Here is a 20,790-nt window from a genome sequence, read left to right on the forward strand (position 1 = left end):
CTGGGTTTTTATTTAGAAATATTTTAAATTTCTAACTGGTGATTGCGAATTTGATAATTGAAAATCGGTTGCTTTTAATCATATTTCAGCCTGAAAGATTGTCTGTGATGGGGTGTTGGGCCATGTTTTATAAGGGCTTCCTGATGTTTTTTTGTGGCGTAGCCAAAATTGGTGTCCCAACCATATTCAGGATGTTCTTCGTGGAGTTGAATCATCAGTTTATCCCTGTAATTTTTAGCAAGAATAGAGGCCGCAGCAATAGATAAAATCTTGGAATCTCCTTTGATAATACATTGATGCGGAATGTAGTTATAAGGATGGAATTTATTTCCGTCCACCAAAATAAGTTCAGGAGTTATCGTTAGCTTATCCAGCGCACGATGCATTGCATGGATACTTGCATTGAGAATATTATGCTCATCAATAAAGGAAGGTGGTAATTCTGCAATAGCGTAGTTTTTCACATTATCTTTGATGTAACTATCCAGCTCCATCCTTGTTTTGAACGTTAATTTTTTTGAATCATTCACCAGATTCTGTTTAAAATCATCATCCAAAATTACCGCGGCCGCTACCACCGGACCACTTAGACATCCTCTTCCTACTTCATCGCATCCTGCCTCAATGTATAGGTTTGACCAGTTTTTTATTAGCTCCATGAATTGTTTCTATACTGCAAAAATATGGAATTTTCCAGGAAATTATTTTATGGTTTATTATTATCATTATTTCAGCTATTATTTATTTCGATTGGCATTCTAATAATTAAATATCTTTTTTAAATATTTGTGGGTGATTTATTGTGTTTTTGGAATGAGAAATATTATATGCATTACATTGCATTTGGGCTTTTAAATAAGTTTTTATCTTTTAGCTGTGATTTATATTATTGCTAATCAGTGTATTGTAATTTGTTTTGTAAAAATTTTCTATAGATAATATAAATATTTATTATTGTTAATTTTTCTTAAAAAACATAATGTCTCAATGTTTTATTTTTGTTAAATACTCTATTTTTAACAAAAAATATTATTTTTTCATCGTTTTTTTTTGTGTAATGTTGAAATATTGATATTTTTTTTGTTTTTTTCTTTGTGTTATTAAGAAAGTTTTACAAATTTGTAGGGTACAAAATTAATTTGATATGAAGAAAATAACAACAGGTCTTCTTGTTTTGGTATTATCTTCTTCTATTGCTGTCGCAAATGCCCAGCAGAAGAATGATACTATTAAAACAAAAGAGATTGAGGGCGTAGTCGTAACCGCTCTTGGTATTAAGAGAGAAAAGAAATCTTTGGGATATGCCTCACAGGAGATTAAAGCAAGTGCTCTTTCTGATGGAACAACAAACACAGGTAACATTGGAGCTCAACTATCTGGTAAGGTAGCCGGTCTTAATGTTACCACTAACAATAACTTTGGTGGTTCAGCAAATTTGCTTATCAGGGGTGTTAAAACATTAGGAGGAGGAAATCCATTGATTGTAATTGATGGATCACCTGTTAATAATACTTATACACAAGAAAAATCAATTGATTACGGTAACGCATTATCTGATATTAATCAGGAAGACATAGAATCAATTAACGTATTAAAGGGTGCCGCAGCATCGGCTTTATACGGAGAAAGAGGTTTAAATGGTGTTATTGTTATCACGACTAAAAATGGTAAAGGAAAAGATGATGGTTCATGGGGTGTTACTTTATCATCTTCAGTAAATGTTGGTTTTATTGATAAATCAACATTTCCGGAATATCAGACTAGATATGGGGCTGGATATTCTCAAAAATTTGGATCTAAAGGTCCTGGAGGTTTAAATAATGCTAATTTTGGAGCAGATGCTTCTTGGGGACCAAAATTTGACCCTAATCTGTTGGTATATCAATGGGATTCTTTTGATCCAACATCTCCTAATTATGGAAAAGCAACCCCTTGGGTAGCAGCTAAAAATGGTCCGATTGAATTCTTTAATAATCCTGCTACATATACAAATACTGTAACATTAGAAAAAGGTGAGAAGGGGAAAAATATTAGTTTTACATATGACAATATGATGTCGGATGGTCTTATGCCTAACTCGCATATCAATAAAAATACTTTTTCCTTAAAAGTGAATTATGATCTGACTTCTAAATTACATTCTTCTTTCTACTCTACAATGACATTACAGGATACGAAAGGACGTAGTATAACTGGATATAGCGATAATACAGTTACGGGTTTCAGACAATGGTGGCAAACTAACGTAGATGTAAAGGATCTTGAAAGAGCTTATTTTGCTAATGTTCATCCTAGTATTGCTAGTGCGGCGAATAATTATGGGAATGTCACATGGAACAGAAAGTCTGCTGCTAATGGATCTCCTGCATATTGGAATAACCCATATTTTCAGGCATATCAAAATTATACAAGTGATAAGAGACATAGAAATTTTACTTATGCTCAGTTAACTTATGACTTATTAGATAATATTTCTTTAACTGGAAAGGTATCTTATGACAGATCAAATCTTTTTGCAGAAAATAGGGTAGCAGTAGGATCTATAGCTCAACCTTTTGGACAATCAGGAAATGATGTCTCTTCTGGTTATGCAAGACGTGATGTATTGAGAACTGAAACAAATTATGATTTGATGGTGAATTATAAATTTAACATTACTGATGACATTAATGTTTCAGGAGTTTTAGGTGGAAATATAAGAAGAAATTATTTTAATTCTGTATATGGTTCAACTGAAGGAGGTTTAGTGGTACCTGGAATATATGCACTATCAAATTCTAAAAAAGCTCCATTAGCATCAGATGAGAGTGAGTATACAACACAAACTAATTCAGGATATATCACAGCATCATTTGATTTTTTCAAAAAGTTTTATATAGATGGTACTTGGAGAGTGGACCAAAGTTCAACGCTACCGGCTGGTAATAATGTATATAACTATCCTTCAGTGACTGGATCTCTAATTATGTCAGAAATTTTGGATACTAAGAGTTGGATGAATTTCTGGAAATTAAGAGCGAACTACGCAGAAGTAGGAGGTACTGCAGATCCTTATATGCTGACAAATAATTATAGATCTGCAGGGATTTTATCAGGTGTAGGAATATATAATTCAATTTTGAATCAAGCCGACCCTAATCTAAAACCTCAAAGGTCTAAAGAATTTGAAGTAGGTACAGAAGCTCACTTCCTAAAGGATAGAATAACAGTTGATTTTGCTTATTATAAAACAAAAACTATTGATCAGATTATCACACTTCCTGTTTCTTCAGGAACAGGTTATACAGGTAAAGTTATTAATGCAGGAAGAATAGATAATACTGGATTTGAAGTTCAGTTAGGCTTGGTTCCTATAAAATCAAAGGATTTTACATGGACTATTGATGCAAACTGGTCTAAAAATAAAAACGAAGTTGTGAGTCTATATCCTGGAATTACTAACCTTCTTTTGAATAGCTTTCAAGGAGGAGTTTCTCTAAATGCCAGAGTAGGTGAGGCATGGGGAACTCTAATTGGGGGGGACTATGTCTATTTGAATGGACAAAGAGTTATTGATCCTGAAACAGGAATTTATCAAATCAAGTCAAATCAAATTATAGGTAATACTACTCCTGACTGGATTGGAGGTATTAGAAACACCATTAGCTATAAAGGCTTCTCTTTAAGTTTCTTAATTGATATGCGTAAAGGTGGAGATATCTTCTCAACGGATATGTATTATGGAATGGATACAGGGCTTTATAAAGAGACAGCTATTGGTGATTATAGAGATAAAGATGTTATACTTCCTGGAGTTTTGCCAGATGGAACTCCTAACAATATAGCGTTATCGCAGTTTACAACAGGAAGTAATTATGGATATGAAACTCAGCCGGCAAAAGAGTTTGTATATGATGGATCTTTCATAAAGCTAAGAGAGGCTAGTATTGGCTATATGCTTCCTAAATCATTATTGGCTGGAACTAAAATTTATGATGCGAAAATATCTATTGTAGGTAGAAATTTGTGGATCATTCACAAAAATCTTCCATATGCTGATCCTGAAGCTATGATTGGTGGAGGAATTAATTCTTATGGATGGTCAATTGGATCTATGCCAACAACAAGAGATATTGGAGTAAACGTTACATTTAAATTTTAAAAAATCAAAAATGAAAAATATATTAAAAACTGCCCTAGTTGGCATATTTATATCTGCAAGCTTGGTATCATGTCAAAGTGATATGACTTCGCTGAATGAAGATCCCAAGCACCCGTCGATTTTACCTTCAGAAAATTTATTAGCTACTGCATTATTCCAGTCTTCTTACTATATGGATAATCCTAGTGTGAATTTTAATAATTACCGTTTTTTTACTCAGCAATGGGCAGAAGGGCAATATCCTCAGGAAACACAATATGATCTGGTAACCAGAAATCAGCCTCGAAATCATTTTAATAGGATGTATGTATACAGTATTAATAATATTCGGCAGGCAAAGGAAAATCTGAAAGCAGAAGTAGAAACTAATGATGTTCGTACTAACAAGTTAGCAACTTTGGAAATTGAAGAGATTTTCATTTGGGAAAACTTAGTTAATACTTTTGGTGATGTGCCCTATTCTGAAGCTTTTAAGCCTAACGAGATTCTTACTCCAAAATATGATGACGCTAAAACTATTTATACAGATTTAATAAAAAGGATTGATGCTGTCATCGCAACTGTAAAACCTTTAGCAAAAGGATATGGTTCTGGAGATTTGGTTTATTCTGGTAATATGGATAAATGGGTGAAATTTGCCAATTCTGTTAAATTAAGATTGGGAATAAACTTAGCAGATGTTGATCCTACATTATCAAAAGCAACTGTTGAGTCTGCAATTGCGGGAGGGGTTATTTCTTCTGAAAGTGAAGCTTATAAGTTTGCATATGATGGAAATACTTTTTCAAATCCTGTTTTTGATAATCTAGTAGCTTCTAACAGAGATGATTTTATTCCAAGTGAATTAGTTATCAATACTATGAGTTCTTTATCTGATCCGAGAATGGATAAATGGTTTACAAAGGTTGATGGGGTGTATAAAGGAGGGGTCTTTGGTGAATTAAATGATCCGTATAGTGATTTTTCTCACTTAAATGATTACTTCAGGTCTTCAACAACAGCTTCAAACTTATTAAGTTATGCAGAAGTAGCATTTCTTAAAGCTGAAGCTGCAGCAAGAGGATATTCAGCAGGAGGTACAGCAGCAGAACTTTATACTACTGCGGTTACAGCATCTATGAAGGAAAATGGTGTTACAGATGGTCTTATTGCATCTTATTTAGCAACAAATCCTTATAATGCTGCTAATTGGAAACAATCAATTGGTGTTCAGGCATGGATTGCTATGTTCAATAAAGGGTTTGCTGCGTGGAATTTTACAAGACGTTTAGATTATCCAATTCTTGTAAACCCGCCAAAATCTAACTTATCCTCCGTACCATATAGAATGCCTTATTCTGATCAGGAATATGTACTAAATGGAGCGAATGTTAATGTAGCTGCTAGCAAAATAGGAGGTGATAAGGCGACTACAAAGCTATTTTGGGATAAATTTTAATATCTAAAACAAATTTGCGAAATTGAAAATCTAATGTTTTGTATAAAGTTTTTTATAGGAGTTTTTATATTTATGACGGCTACTTCATGTTCTTCTAATACTGATGATAATACTATTATAGAGGATAGTGTAAATATCACTGGAAATTGGAAGCCATATAAGTATGAATTTAGAGGAAAAACAATCTTGTTAAATGAATGTGAGAAAAAAGGTCAAATATCAATTAACACAGACTTCTCAGGTGTTTATGAAAATTATAATATTGTTGATTCTGGTAATTGTGGTCTTATTGAATCTTACACTGGTAAGTGGAGTTTTGAAAATAGTAATTTAACATTAACTTATAGTGACGGGGGAAATGTAAAAACATTCAAGAAAACTGTTCAGTCATTTGATAATTTTGAATTAAGAATTTCAGACAATTCTAAAGATTTAGATGATACTTCTGGAAATGATAATGCAATTTTAGTCTTTGTTAAAGAGTAATTCCTTATATTATACCGCCTTCGGGCGGTTTTTTATTTACAGTTATAAAATAAATATTTCAACAGAATGGGTACGTAAATTTTTTTACTTCAAATTTATTTATTACCTTAGTTTATAAAGCATTTTACAGTTTTTACCAACCAAATTAAAAAATTAATATTATGAAAAATCTAAGAAAATTATCTCATTCAGAGTTGAAAAATGTAGTTGGAGGATGGGTTCCTCCACAAGGAGGAAGATGCCCGGAAGGAACTTGTCAGTATACTGAGAATGGACCTTGTAGAATTTACAATCCGGACAAATGTTATTAATAGCTCCTATAGCTTAAAAGCTAAAGGAATTACGTTTATGAATTATAAAAGAGTTCGGTAATTGTTACCGAACTCTTTCCGTATATTTGTACTTCAAAATTTTGAAATGAAATGCGGGCTATTACATGTGGCCTTTGAAAAAATAATTATGAACACATGAATATTAAAGATATTATAGAAAAAAAACTTTCAGAAGTTATTTTAAACGTATATCAGTTAAAAGACATTAAGTTGGAAGTTCAGGAAAATAAAACGGAATTTGAGGGAGATTTTACTATTGTCACTTTTCCGTTGGTTAAACAATTGAAAAAAAATCCTGAGAGTATCGGGGTTGAATTAGGTGAAGCTTTGACAGAGCAGACAGAGCTTTTCGAAAGCTTTAACGTAGTAAAAGGTTTCCTTAATGTAAAGGTAAAGAACCTGTTATTTGTAGACAATTTCAGATCCGTAACCAAGAATTTTTCAACTATAGAAAAGAAAAATGCTACGGTAATGGTAGAATATTCTTCTCCGAATACCAATAAGCCGCTACACTTAGGACATATCAGAAATAATTTATTAGGTTTCTCGGTAGCCCAGATTTTAAAAGAAGCGGGATATGAAGTAATCAAAACTCAGATCATCAATGACAGAGGTATTCATATCTGTAAATCGATGCTGGCCTGGGAAAAGTTTGGGAATGGAGAAACTCCGGAAACAACCCACATCAAAGGAGATAAGTTTGTTGGAAACTACTATGTAGAATTTGACAAAAACTACAAAAAAGAAATTGCAGATTTAGTTGGCCAGGGTTTAGGAGAAGAGCAGGCTAAAAAAGAGACTCCGTTGATGAAACAAGCTCAGAAAATGCTTTTGGATTGGGAAAATGGTGATGAAACAGTAAGAGCGCTTTGGGCAGAAATGAATTCTTGGGTTTATAAAGGATTCAATGAAACCTATAAAAGATTAGGCGTTGATTTTGACCAGGTTCAATATGAAAGCAATACCTATATTTTAGGAAAAGATCTTATTCAGGCTGGATTGGAGAAAGGAGTTCTGTATCAAAAAGAAGACGGTTCTGTTTGGTGTGACCTTACTGACGAAGGGTTAGATCAGAAATTATTATTACGTTCAGACGGTACCTCAGTCTACATGACTCAGGATCTTGGTACAGCTGTGGAGCGTTTTAAGCAAAATAATATTCAGAAACTGATCTATACTGTAGGAAACGAACAGGATTATCACTTCCAGGTTTTATTTAAAATCCTGAAAAAATTAGGATATGAATGGGCAGAGCAGTTGTTCCACCTTTCTTACGGAATGGTAGAACTCCCTGAAGGTAAAATGAAATCTCGTGAAGGAACTGTAGTAGATGCAGATGACCTGATGCAGGAAATGTATGAAACAGCAAAATCTAAAGCTCAGGAATTAGGAAAAATGGAAACCCTTTCAGAAGAAGATAAAGAAGCATCTTATGAAACAGTAGGATTGGGGGCACTGAAATATTTCATGCTGAAAGTAGATCCTAAGAAAAAGATGTTATTTAACCCTGCAGAAAGTATTGATTTCAACGGAAATACAGGTCCGTTTATTCAATATACTTATGCGCGTATTCAGTCATTATTGTCTAAAGCAGGTACTTTACAGACAGAAACTGCTGATACTGAATTGAATCAGTCTGAAAAAGAATTGATTATGCAGCTGGCCAACTTTAAAACTGTAGTGGCTAAATCAGCAGAAACATTAAGCCCTGCTTTAGTAGCAAATTATGTATATGATCTTGTGAAAGCATACAACTCTTTCTATCAGAATAATCCTATCCTGAATCAGGAAGATGAAAATGTAAAACAATTCCGTTTAAATATCTCAGATATCGTAGGAAAGACGATCAAAAAATCGTTGGAACTCCTGGGAATCGGAACAGTAAACAGAATGTAAAAACAGAAAGCCTCCTGAAAAATTCGGGAGGCTTTTTTATATATGAGAATTAATAATCTCGTATCAGCGTAACCAGAATCCCGAAACCCGAGTTTATGTTTTGTCATTATCCTGTCCATGCATCTGTTTCAAACTATCTGCATACAATTTAGCAGGAGTCCATCGTGCATGTTTGGAAAGAATCACTTTATAGCCTTTTTTGTAGGTATACACTTTAGTAAATTCTGCGCCGAAGAATATCAGCATACAGGAATAATTGATCCACATCATTATCAGAATAACCGTCCCGGCAGCTCCGAAGGCTGAAGTAGGTTTTACCTGATTAAAATAAAGACTTAATAAAAATTTTCCGAGCGTAAATAAAACTGTAGTCAGGAACGCTCCTTTCCATACTGGTTTCCAGCTCACCAAAACATCAGGCAGTACTTTAAACATTAAAGCAAACAAGAGCATGACAAGGCCAAAACCTACGGCAAAATTTACGGTTTCTACCAGCATATAGGTTTCAAAGCCAAAATATTGGGTGATAATCGTATTAAAAAGACTAATCAGAGAAGACAAAACCATGGTGATCATCAGAAGAAATCCCAGAATAAGAATCATCCCTAAAGAATTGGCTCTGTCTAATAAGAATTTGACCAGTGCTTTTTTGGGGGCAGCTTCTACTTCCCAAAGGGTATTTAACGTATGCTGTAGTTGAAAGAAAAGAGTAGTAGAACCAAAAACCAATGATCCTACTCCCACAGCTTTCATAAAAACATTCTTTTTGTCAATCAAAGCACCTGCGAGCATCCCCTCAATACTTTTAGCCACATCCGGGCCCATAATCCCGCTGATTTGCGTGCTGATCTGTCCGCGGATAGCTTCTTCGCCGAAGAAATTTCCAAGTACCCAGATGATAATGATTAATAATCCCGGAATAGAAAAGATGGCATAATACGCAAGACTTGCTGAATCTTTTGATGCAGAAGAATTGTTCCATTCAGTAAACGTATCTTTCAGAACTTCCCAGAAGAATTTAGCTGTTTTGATCATATTAAAAAGGATATCCGATGGCAATATTTAGAACAAGATTATCTTTTCTCCAGTTTGAGTCTCCGAAATTAATTTTATCGAAGGCCCATCTGTCCCCTTTCTGATAGTAGGGAACTCTCAGTGGCATCGCAAGGTCAAGTCTCAGAATCAGGATAGAAAAATCCAGTCTCAGACCTACTCCAGCTCCCACCGCAATTTCATTTAAAAAGTCTTTTGAAAATTTAGCGCCGGGTCTCGTATCATCATCGTGAAGCAGCCAGATATTTCCGGCATCTACAAAAACGGCAGCATTTAAAAATTTATAAAGATTAGCACGGTACTCCGCATTTAATTCTAGTTTGATATCTCCGGATTGATCAAAATAAGTACCCGGTTCCAGCGTTCTTGGATCAAAACTTCCCGGTCCTAATGTTCTCGCACGGAATGCTCTGATACTGTTACTCCCTCCTGAGAAAAACTGCTTGGAGAAAGGAATATACTCTGAATTTCCGTATGGATAGGCAATTCCTCCGATAAATCTCGTTGCCAGTGAAGATTTTTCAGTGAACTTATGATAGAATCTGAAATCGTTTTCAATCTTTACATACTGGCTGAAAGGAATTCCAAATATTTTCTTTTCCTTATCTTTTTTTACATCGGCTCCTGTTACCAACCCTGTAATATTTCCTGCAAGATCAAGCGTCCCTTTATAATAAACGGTATTGGTCTTTGGAAGCATCGTGTTGGTGTAGGTGTAAGAATAGGTTGGTCCAAAAATAAGCTGTTTTTGTACAATTCTCTGCATGGCAGGATTTCCGGCAGATTTAGTTTTATATTCTTCCGTAACATTTGCAGGGGATACCAAAGTAATATCAATCACTTTCAGATCATGTTCTTTTCTGGCATTTTCTTTCCATAAATATCCGAATGATCCGGTGAAGTTATTTAAAGTATAATATTGTGTTCTGTTCTGGAATTCATATCCTAATGTAATGTTGGTTCTCGGAACAAACTCACTTGAAGAATGAAAACGGAATGGTGCAACAATTCTTGGAATAGAAAGCTGTGCATTCGCTCCTGCACGGAAAATATTATTGGCATCCTGAGATCCTCCCATCTGAAAATCAAAAGCGCCGAAGATTGCTGCCTTGAATTGTTCTGCCCCCCTGAAGAAATTTCGGTGGGTCCAGTTCAGATTAAGCTCACTACCTGCATAGTTCGCAGAGTTTGTTCTTCCCAACGCTTCCAGACGAAGTGACTGGATTTGTCTTGGAGTTAATAAATAATAAGCATCAAACTTATGGCTTAATGAATCTGAAACAACGAATTCATTTTTTACAAATTTGAAAACACCTAGACTGATCAATCTGTTCAGTGTCAGATTATGATTGGAACGATTGTAAAGATCACCTTTTTTGAAATATAAAGCTCTGTCAAAAATCTTCGGTTTAAATTTATGCTGAGGATCAATGACGTAAATATCATCAAAAGCGTATTTGGACAAAGAATCTTTATTCATCGGAATGCTGTATTTTCCCTCTTTTACATCCTGAATATTGTAATTGGGAAATACAATAACATTATTAATGCTGAATTGCTGTGTTGCTAAGTCAGGAGTATTGTCTTTCAGCTTTACGTTAAGTTCTACTTTATGATTCTTGCTTACTGTACTGTCTGCCTGAACGATAATATTATCAGGATGGAAATAATAAAAACCTCTTTCTTTTAAACCATTATCAATTCTTTCTCTTTCTGCTTTGATGACATCCAGATCAAATGGCTTTCCGTTTTTAAGAAACGTTCTTTTCGTTAAACCTTGAATTTCCTGATTTACCAAGGTAGAATCCTTCTGGAACTTTACACCATCAATAAGATAGCGTGAACCTGGTCTTAAGGTATAAATAACCTGAGCCTTTTTATTCTTCGATACCGTATCATAAGAAGCTTTGGCATTGAAATATCCCTTGTTTTCAGAATAATTTTCAATAATATTTTTGTTGAACTCACGGTCTACATCTGCTAATAATACAGGCTTTTCACCCATTTTATATTTTAGCCAGTAATTAAAACCTTTATCTTTTTTGGGTTCTTTGGCGATATTATAAAAATACAGCTTAGGACGCATTCCCAAAAATGTTGAATTGGGTTTTGGGGTGAGATTAGCTTCCAATGCAGCCTGAAGATCTTTTTTTTCTTTTTTTGAAATCGTATCGTTTTCAATCTTTACCTTGGCTCCTGTATACAGCATCTGTCCTTCTTTCAAAAACCTTGTATTGCTGCACGAGACTACTGTGGATGCCATTCCGGAAACCAACAGATACTTACAATATATTTGGAACTTATTATTCATTACTTAAATTCTACCACTTGATTATTTTGATTCTTTTTTTGCTTCTTATCTTTGGATTTCTGGAAAATCTCCCGGAATTTATCATAATCCAACGTGATAATAAATCCTACACCTGTCTCTATGATCTGCCCCTGAAGAGCCACCTGATATTCGTCCTTACGATAAGCACGCAGCATATACCTTCCATCTTTGGAAAGACTGTAATCTACGGAAACATTACCCGCAATATTGGTCATATTTTCATTCTGACGTGCCTGGCCTTCCAGTCCGAAATTACTTCCTACCGTCACTTTTAGTCGGTCGTTCAGTAATTTTTTACTGATATCTACATTCAGATCGGTTCTGGTGTTTTTCTCTCCGCTGGAATAATCTTCCGTAGAATCCAGCCCGAAGTTAAGATCTACCCCTTTGATAAGTCCGGAAGCAAGATTATTCAACTGTTGAGAAAGGATCTTACTCACACTCTGTCTTGCCATGGTTTCCGCAGACATTCCGGCTCCGCTTTCAAATGGATTTTCGCCGATGAAACGGTTCAGTAGCAATAAAGCAAATACCTGTTTGTTCATTTCAGATTCCTGGGTTCTGAGCTGTGCGAGTTTTGCATTCACATCCTCGGTGACTGTTGATGCAACAGAATTATTTTTTTCATCAGTAGTAATGTCAAAAGAGAGCTGTGGTTTCAAAAGCTCACCTTTCATTTTTAATAAAGTATTGAAAGGAATTTTTTGTTTATACTGATTCATCTGTGAAGCTGCTTTTCCACTGAGTTGTTGCTCTAAAAGATCAATTGGCGGAGCTTCTGTTTTGTAGATGGCAGTAATATCCATTTGGGCCAGAGTAGGTTCGCCTGTCCAGGTAATTGTACTGCCTTTCTGAATATCAAACTTACGTTTAAGCAAACTAACAGAAAGATCGTAGCTTCCTTTTTCCACCTGATAAACTCCTACTAACGTCATTTTTCCGGAAGGGTCAATTCCACCGGTTAATTCCGCTTCTCCCTGAAGTTTTACAAAATCACCGTTTACTTTATCAATAATAATAGAGAGTTTAGCTTCTTTGCTGACTTCAATGTTGACACTCATGTCCATCCCTTTGATACGGCTTTTGGAGTTCAGAGAATCTGCTTTAATTGTTTTATTTAAAACCACCTGATCCTGATCCACAAATTCTACAATACCATCTCTCTCCTGTAAAGATGGGGAAGATTGAGGTAGCACAAAAGTAAAGTCCGTGTTGTCTGCTACATTCAGTTTTCCGTCTACTTTAGGGAGATCAAGGTTCCCACGGATATGAAGTCTGGCATCAATTGCAAGTACACCATACATCATGGCATCATTGGTCTTTTCAGAATTAACAACTTTAAAATCTCTGGCATTTACATTCAGATTGAAGGCAAAATCTCTGTAAGTTTGAGTAAGCACCTGTCCGTCTACAACAAGAGCATTTCCGTCTTTATCTTTAATTTTGAATTTATCAAACTCAATTCCACGGCTGGTAAAATCTATTTCATCACTCAGATGTCGGAAATCACTTCCTGTTTTTGCAATTTCCAGTCCGGCATCATTGAATTTTACTTTTCCTAAAATATTAGGTTTGTCAGCAGTGCCGGTGATTTTTAAATTTCCGGAAAGATATCCTTCCGTATTGGTAATGGCATTCATGGAAAACCCTTGAATACTCTTCATCTGAAGCTGATTGATAGCCATATTCAGGTCGAAAGTACTGGAAGAAGTATTATAATTCCCAAGGATTTTTACATCATTGTTATTTCCGGAAAGGGCAATGTCTGCATTTAAAATATTAGGTGAAGCATTGTTCACTTTTACAGCAAGATTTCCGACAGGACTTCCATACACAATTAAGTCTGAAATATTCAGATCAGAATTGAAAGTCATTTTTTTCGTTACATCCCGGAGCTGGGCTGTTCCGTTGATAGTTCCTCTTGCCAGAACCGTATCTTTTTTGATAAGTTCCGTAATGGTTTCAATTTTGAAATCTTTCAACGAAATGTTCAAAGGACTACTTGGGCTATTGCTTTCAGACTGAACTGCAATCTGGCTGTTTCCATTGGATAGAATGAAGTTATCTGCCAGAATCCCTTTATTACTGATCTGGATTTTGTTGTTCTCCGCAACATTCCAATCTGTATAATTGAGCTTTAAACCGTTCGGGTTAAGAGATATTTCGGTAATATCATTCAGTGATTTTGCATTTCCAGCAATCAGGAATTGGGTAGCGTCCTTCTCATCTTTTGTGGTGACATTGTATCGGATGGTATTGTCTGCCACATCTCCGTCAATATTTATTTTGTTTAAAGAAAAACTTGAGCTTTTCAAAGCAGCAACATTCAGGCTGTACTGCAATGCCTGATTTTCATTAGTAACTTTTAAAGCTCCTTTTTCAATGGTATTTTCACCGTATAATAATCGTGGAATCTGTCCGTCAATTTCAATTTTCTGAGAATCAGCATCATAATTTCCAACAAGATTAATGGTTTCAAAATCTTTCAGATCCGGAACAAATTTTCTGATCAGGTCATCATTTTTAATTTTAGCCGTAAAGGTAAAATGCTGCCCCGGATCTATTTTCTGTTTTTTATCCGGCTTCTGGAACTGATAATACTGATTAACGGTTTTCGTTAAAGCACCGAAAATCTGAGTAAGTTTGTATTTACCTTTCAGCTCTATATCTGCGATCTGAGAATTGAAAATAATCTGTGTAGAATCATTTGTGGATGAAGCTTTCAGATTGACCTCCTGTACCGGATAGACTTCTTTGGTATCTGAAAATGCAAAATCTTTAAGGTTTAAAAATCCATTCAGATTATTGGGGTCTAAGCTGGTGAAATCTCCATCAATTTTTCCGGCAATAATCATCGGTTTTTCATAGAAGCCAAGCTTGTTGACATCCAGTTTAATGACTTCTCCATTCACTTTTACCGTAGGATTTTTTTCATCATAAACTCCGGAAGCGGTCAGTTGTAAACTGGCATTCGGGTCTTTGGAATCCAGAATAACATGATAAGCTCCTTTATTGATTTTTCCGGTAAGATTCATGTTTTGATAACGGTATCCTTTGTAAACCGCGGAAGCAACATGACCTTTTAAGTCTGCATTGGCATTTTTAAAATCAAAGCTTTCTCCTTTGGCTGCAATTTGTGCTGTGACAGGACCGATATCTTTATTCTGGATAAGTTTTCCAACCTGAATTCCCTGCAGATTTGCCTTTACATCATACAATTCATGATTCTTTCTGCGCATGTCTACCTGTGCGATAATGGCAGCATTCCCCAAAGTAGAGTAGAGGTTAAGGTCTGTACTGACTACTTTAGTAGTTCCTTTTGCATTTCCTTTGATGCTGAAATGGGAAGGAAGCGAAATATTGGAAGGAATTGTATTTTTAGGGACAAGATTGAATATTGTTTTGGCGCCGGAAGAAAACTCTCCGATTCTCAGATCATAATATAACTGGTCCGGGTTCATCGCATTTTTAATTTTTCCGGAGGCCATTATCCTCAGCTGATCTAACCCGGAAACTTTCAGATCCTGAATGAAGAGATCATTCACGCTTCCTTTTACGTTAGCGTTTACGTTGAGAACAGCGTTCGGATATTTATTAAATGGAACTGTATTTTTTAACGTCGGAACCAGATTCAGTATGTCTGAGAATCCTATTTTTGAATCTTTGATATTGGCTGAAATCTTTACAGCACCTAAGTTTTTGCTAAGATCATTAATGGAGTTATAATTTAAAATAACTTCATCACGCAATATGGTTTTTGGTGTCTGAAGATAAAGATCTTTCAGGTAGGCTTCTTTTTCTGCATAAACAAAATCGGTATTGAATTTCTGGATATCCAGGCCTCTTCGTTCTTTGATTTCTGCCGAATTTACAGTTCCTGCAAAGGTATTATTCTCCATTTTAAAGCTTCTCACCTCCACATTCATTTTTGAAAAATGAAGGTGGTTGAAGTCCATTCCTTGTTGGGTTGGAGCAATAGCGGTGTTGTTATAATTGACCTTTACATCATTTAGAATAAGTTTTCCTAAAAGAAGTTTCATGGCTTTATCCTGATCGGAAGCTTTGGAAACTTCTGGTTCTTTTGTATTTTTCGGATTGGCATTCTGAGCAGGAAGATAAAGATTAGCATTGATATCTGCCCCTGAAAGAAATACATTGGAAACATTGTAAGCGTTATTTTCAAGATCAAGTTTATTAACCTTTGTACTCAGCTCTTTGAATATAACCTTTGCGAATGTTTTCGTATTTTCATCCCCATAATCAATATCAAAATGAGTAAGCTTGATGCCTCTCAATCCGATATTCATAGGCTTCTTATCATTGAGAGAATCTACTTTTTTCTCTACTTTGCTGGCTACTTCTTCTACAAGGCCCTGCTTTAGCTTCAATTTTAATCCGTCAAGATTGATATCATTAACGGCATAATTGTTTTTGCTGAGATCAAAAGTTTTTACTCTGGTATCGAAAGATGTAAAGTAGAGTTGAATATCATTCTTAGACTGCTGGTCGTTGAATGTTACTCCAACATCTTTTAAATTAATTTTATCAAGAGAGATAATAAATGGCTTGGAAGGGCTTTCTTCCTTATCACTGGAAGCAAAAGCATCTATAATATAATCAAAATTGAATTTGCCATCAGGTTTCCTTACAACATTGGCGCGCGCTCCTTCCATATTAACAGAAGTAATATCTGCAGTAGAATTAAGAAGCTTCATCATATGAAGTCCTACATCGAGCTTTTTAACAGCCAGAAGAGTATCTACATCCTGTCCTTTGAGATAGAGGTTTTCCATGACAAGGCTGTTGGGAAATCCTATATAAACTCTTTCAAGACTTACGGGAGTTTTTATTTTTTTTTCCAGATAGACAACGAGCTTGTCTTTAATGAAGTTTTGAACGGCAGGAAGTCTTAAGCTCAGGATCAATAGAGTAATGAGAACCAATATCGAAATAAAGGTTATGGCAATACGCCTTAAGAGTTTTGTGGTGTTGATTTTCAGTTTCAAATGCGAAGAGGTTTCTAACAAAGATAATAATACTATTTTATTTGGTCTTTGTTGTGGTACTCTTTGAGAATGCAAAAATCCTGCCTTGGCTGTCTTATTATGGAATTTTTAGTTTGTAGTTGTCAAGTGAATAGTTGAGTAAGACGAGCCAAGGCAGGGATTGTTATGCTAAAAAAACGCCCCCTTTTATCATTTTTTAATGTTGAAAAGGTTAGTTAGCAAAAATGAAATTCAAATGTTAGTAGTTGTTAGGGGGCGTGGCATGGTTTAATATGATAGATAATAATTTAGTTGTTTCCGTTTTCCCATTTCACTTCTTCTCCCTGAGGAGCTGCACCACCTTGTGCTGTTGTAATAGGAGCGGTTTCCTGATTGATGTGATAAATATAAGCGGCGATTTTCTCGGCATCTCTTCCGGTAATGGTTCCTTCCTTAATGAAAGGTCTCATGGTAGGATTGTTTGGAGAGCCGTTTTCAAGCATCCAGAATACATTTTTAAATAGGCTTTTTTCTTTAATATTAATCCAGTGAGTGTCAGTAAGATTGGGACCTATACCTCCTTTTCCTCCATCTCCGTGGCAGGTAACACAATTCGTTTTGAAAAGTTCCTGTCCTTCGGCGATGTTATCAGCACTGTATTTTGCAGATTCCAGATTGATCTGAGGGGCCGTTTTCTCATATTCAGCAATGGATGCTAACATGGTTTTTGTTTCTTTGGTGTACTCTGCATCCGGATGGGCATAATCTGTAAAAGAAAAGGCAAACAGATAAACTGCACAGAAAATACATCCGAACCAGAACAGGCCGATCCACCATTTCGGAAGAGAGTTGTCAAGCTCTGTAATTCCATCAAAACCATGGTCGATAAGAATATCTTTTTCTTCTGTAGCGGTTTGTTTTTTGAAGGCAGAGTTCCATAATTTCTGGTAGTATGGAACTTTTTTTTCTTCCAGATATTTTTTTTTCTCTTCTTCGGATAATCTGTTGAAACTTTCATTTTCCACCAGATCTCCAATAGAGTTCATGATCAGCAATAGGATAGTGGCGATTAATATCAGCGCCCAGAAAAAAGGAGAAGAAAAATATCCTGAATCTCCGGCGAACATTTCAAAGGCCATGATCGTTAAACCTATCGTAGTTGCGATATATATTGAAATGGGGGTTCTCGTTTTCATTTCAGTTTAATTTTAAATGTTACTCTACGCTTGCAGTCTGTACCTGTGTTGTTTTAATGTCTGTACCTAATCTTTGCAGGTAAGCGATCATCGCTACAATTTCTCTTTGTTCAAGGGGTACATAAGCAGATCCTTTTGCTGTTTTTTCTTTGCCCATCTGATCTTTTACATCTGTTGCTTCAGAATAAATTCTCTGTACAATTGCTTTGGACTGGTTGTCTGCCCACTGGTTGGCAGAATCTATCTGAGCTTTTGTATAAGGAACACCGAAGGCATTTTTCATCAGTTTCATTTTATCCACCATTTGTGTTCTGTCCAGTTTATTGCTGATTAACCATGGGAAGCGAGGCATGATGGAACCTGCAGAAGTAATTCTTGGGTTATACATGTGTTTGAAGTGCCATGAATCCGGGTTTCTTCCTCCTTCTCTTTGAAGATCCGGCCCTGTTCTTTTAGAACCCCATAAGAAAGGTCTGTCATAGATAAACTCTCCTGCTTTGGAATACTGTCCGTTTTTCCCTTCAAATCTTACCACTTCATCACGGAAAGGTCTGATCATTTGTGAGTGGCATGAGTTACATCCTTCACGGATATAAAGATCTCTGCCTTCCAGCTCCAATGGCGTATATGGTTTTACCGCAGTAATTGTTGGAACACTTTGCTTCAGTGACAACGTAGGAACAATTTCCACCAATCCACCGATTGCTATAGTGATGAAAGCTAATACAGAAAGGAGAGTAGGTGTTCTTTCCAACCAAAGGTGTATGCCTTCGCCTTCTTTTCTTGAACTACCGATATTGGCTAACGCAGGAGCCTCTGCCGGAACTTCTTTCTGGAATGAACCAGCTTTAATAGTTTTAATAACATTTACAACCATTAGGATAGCTCCTGAAAGATAGAACAGTCCTCCTAAGAATCTCATTTTATAGTAAGGAATGACAGCTGTTACAGTATCCAGCCAGTTTTTCCATAATAAGGTTCCGTCCGGGTTGAACTGTTTCCACATTAACCCCTGTGTGAATCCTGAAATATACATGGGTACTGCATAGAAAATAATTCCTAATGTTCCCAGCCAGAAGTGCCAGTTGGCCAGTTTTTTAGACCAAAGGGATGTTCTCCACATAATCGGTACCAGGTAATAAACAATTCCGAATGCCATGAAACCATTCCATCCGAGCGCACCAATGTGTACGTGCCCGATTACCCAGTCGGTATAATGTCCAATTTTATTTAATGATTTTGTTGCTAATAAAGGTCCTTCGAATGTAGCCATACCATAACATGTGACAGCAACTACGAAAAACTTAAGAATAGGATTTTCTCTTACTTTATCCCATGCACCTCTTAAGGTAAGAAGACCATTCAGCATCCCTCCCCATGATGGAGCAATAAGCATGATAGAGAATCCTGTTCCTACTGCCTGTGCCCACGCCGGTAAAGCTGTATATTGCAGATGGTGAGGGCCGGCCCAAAGGTATACAAAGATCAGCGACCAGAAGTGAATAATGGATAGTTTGTATGAGAATACCGGCCGCTGAGCTGCTTTTGGCATAAAGTAATACATAAGACCTAATACAGGGGTTGTTAATACGAATGCTACCGCATTGTGCCCATACCACCATTGTACTAATGCATCTTTTACCCCTGCATATACAGAATAGGATTTCCAGCTTGTGAAAGATAACGGAACTTCAAGGTTATTGAAGATGTGAAGCATAGCTACAGCAATCCAGGTTGCCAGATAGAACCAGATTGCTACATAAAGGTGTCTCACTCTTCTCTTAGCAATAGTTCCGAACATATTGATTCCGAAAATGATCCATGAGAATGCAATTAAGATATCGATTGGCCATTCATGTTCGGCATATTCTTTAGAAGTATTGATTCCCATAAGGAAAGTGATGACTACACTAACGATCATCAGCTGCCAAGACCAGAAGTGAATCCATGAAAGAGTGTCACTGTACATTCTGGTTTTAAGAAGCCTCTGCATACTGTAATAAGCACCGCAGAAAAAGGAATTACATACAAAAGCAAAAATGACAGCACTGGTATGAAGCATTCTGATTCTTCCGAAGCCCATGGCACCTTGAGTATTGATCAGTCCCTGAATATTACCCGAAGCTAAGCTTTTAATAGTTGTATCATCTGTACCGAATAAAAATTCAGGCAGTTCAGGATAAAAAAGCATCAATGCAGCTGTAAGCCCCAGCAGAAATCCTACAAGTCCGAATGCGATAGTCGCATAAAGGAATGCTCTGACAATATTATTGTCATAATTAAATTTTTGCGTCTCCATAAATTCCAATAGTGTTTACCGAAGTGATATTTTCTCTGAAAAAAGACGTATTTTTAAGCCTTTTCTCTATTGAAAATAAATATCATGTAACGTGTGTAATGTTTTGCCAAAGGTATTTATTAACTTTGTTAGAGGCTAATAGATAATCTTCTAAAATATACCGAAAACTACTAAAACGAAAACGATGAAAGTATGTGGACAAAATATCAGGAAAATACGTAGGAGCAGAGATCTTACGCAGGAATACATGGCTTTTGAAATGGGGATTTCCCAAAAGGCATATTCCGATATTGAGAATTCCAAGGTGAAGATCAACCTGGAAATACTGACTAAAATATCCGATATTTTAGACATCAAGCCATCTGATATCTGTAGTATTTCGCATAAGTGCGGAACTGATGGATATGAAGATAAATACCAAAACCTTTTGGAATACATGAAAAAAAATGATATTTCAATTCCGAAAGAATTTTTATAGACCTTTCTTAGATAATTTATAAAAGAATGACCTCTTTCAAAAATAGAAAGAGGTCATTCTTTTGATATAGAAGGAGGTGAATTATTTAGTATTGATAGGGTAAAATACAATCTTAACTACACTTATTAAGAATGTTTTTGTAATTGTATTTAAA

12 protein-coding genes are annotated in these 20,790 nt (G+C 35.8%); 6 read left to right on the forward strand and 6 right to left on the reverse strand.

Annotated elements, in window-relative coordinates:
* Positions 1–74 precede the first annotated feature (74 nt).
* On the reverse strand, positions 75–659 hold the full coding sequence (locus BW946_RS19410) for a ribonuclease HII (RefSeq protein WP_076597743.1): 585 nt from the start codon (positions 657–659) through the stop codon (positions 75–77).
* A 485-nt stretch (positions 660–1,144) separates the two neighbouring features.
* Here BW946_RS19410 and BW946_RS19415 point away from each other — a divergent pair, with 485 nt between their 5' ends.
* The 5 genes from BW946_RS19415 to argS all read left to right on the forward strand — a co-directional run bounded on the left by BW946_RS19415 (position 1,145) and on the right by argS (position 8,293).
* A complete protein-coding gene (locus BW946_RS19415; RefSeq protein ID WP_076597744.1) occupies positions 1,145–4,141 on the forward strand; it encodes a SusC/RagA family TonB-linked outer membrane protein in 2,997 nt (998 codons plus the stop codon).
* 10 nt (positions 4,142–4,151) lie between these two features.
* Complete coding sequence (locus BW946_RS19420; protein ID WP_076597745.1) at positions 4,152–5,579, forward strand: SusD/RagB family nutrient-binding outer membrane lipoprotein; 1,428 nt, start codon at positions 4,152–4,154, stop codon at positions 5,577–5,579.
* Between the two features lie 72 nt (positions 5,580–5,651).
* Positions 5,652–6,065 (forward strand): lipocalin-like domain-containing protein, encoded by a 414-nt coding sequence (locus BW946_RS19425; protein WP_170872107.1) that lies wholly within the window; start codon positions 5,652–5,654, stop codon positions 6,063–6,065.
* Between the two features lie 161 nt (positions 6,066–6,226).
* Complete coding sequence (locus tag BW946_RS21535; protein ID WP_170872108.1) at positions 6,227–6,376, forward strand: bacteriocin-like protein; 150 nt, start codon at positions 6,227–6,229, stop codon at positions 6,374–6,376.
* A 156-nt stretch (positions 6,377–6,532) separates the two neighbouring features.
* Positions 6,533–8,293 carry an arginine--tRNA ligase gene (gene argS, locus BW946_RS19430; RefSeq protein WP_076597747.1) on the forward strand — a complete coding sequence of 587 codons (1,761 nt, stop codon included), beginning with the start codon at positions 6,533–6,535 and terminating at the stop codon, positions 8,291–8,293.
* Positions 8,294–8,386: 93 nt separating this feature from the next.
* On the opposite strand, the gene BW946_RS19435 is transcribed toward argS, so the two are convergent.
* From BW946_RS19435 to ccoN, 5 genes are all read right to left on the reverse strand, one after another.
* Positions 8,387–9,328 (reverse strand): YihY/virulence factor BrkB family protein, encoded by a 942-nt coding sequence (locus tag BW946_RS19435; RefSeq protein ID WP_076597748.1) that lies wholly within the window; start codon positions 9,326–9,328, stop codon positions 8,387–8,389.
* Between the two features lies 1 nt (position 9,329).
* Positions 9,330–11,657: a translocation and assembly module lipoprotein TamL gene (locus tag BW946_RS19440; RefSeq protein ID WP_076597749.1), complete on the reverse strand. Its 2,328-nt coding sequence runs from the start codon at positions 11,655–11,657 to the stop codon at positions 9,330–9,332.
* Complete coding sequence (locus BW946_RS19445; RefSeq protein ID WP_083688927.1) at positions 11,657–16,684, reverse strand: translocation/assembly module TamB domain-containing protein; 5,028 nt, start codon at positions 16,682–16,684, stop codon at positions 11,657–11,659. Before BW946_RS19445 ends, BW946_RS19440 begins: the two co-directional genes overlap by 1 nt.
* Positions 16,685–16,971: 287 nt before the next feature.
* The gene (locus tag BW946_RS19450; RefSeq protein ID WP_076597750.1) at positions 16,972–17,859 is read right to left on the reverse strand and encodes a cbb3-type cytochrome c oxidase N-terminal domain-containing protein; all 888 of its coding nucleotides are present in this window, start codon (positions 17,857–17,859) and stop codon (positions 16,972–16,974) included.
* 19 nt (positions 17,860–17,878) lie between these two features.
* On the reverse strand, positions 17,879–20,158 hold the full coding sequence (gene ccoN, locus BW946_RS19455; protein ID WP_076597761.1) for a cytochrome-c oxidase, cbb3-type subunit I: 2,280 nt from the start codon (positions 20,156–20,158) through the stop codon (positions 17,879–17,881).
* A 184-nt stretch (positions 20,159–20,342) separates the two neighbouring features.
* Here ccoN and BW946_RS19460 point away from each other — a divergent pair, with 184 nt between their 5' ends.
* Positions 20,343–20,636, forward strand: coding sequence for a helix-turn-helix domain-containing protein (locus tag BW946_RS19460; protein ID WP_047435138.1), 294 nt, complete (start codon positions 20,343–20,345; stop codon positions 20,634–20,636).
* Positions 20,637–20,790 lie beyond the last annotated feature (154 nt).

The sequence above is a fragment of the Chryseobacterium sp. RU33C genome, assembly GCF_900156015.1.
Taxonomy (GTDB): Bacteria; Bacteroidota; Bacteroidia; order Flavobacteriales; family Weeksellaceae; genus Chryseobacterium; species Chryseobacterium candidae.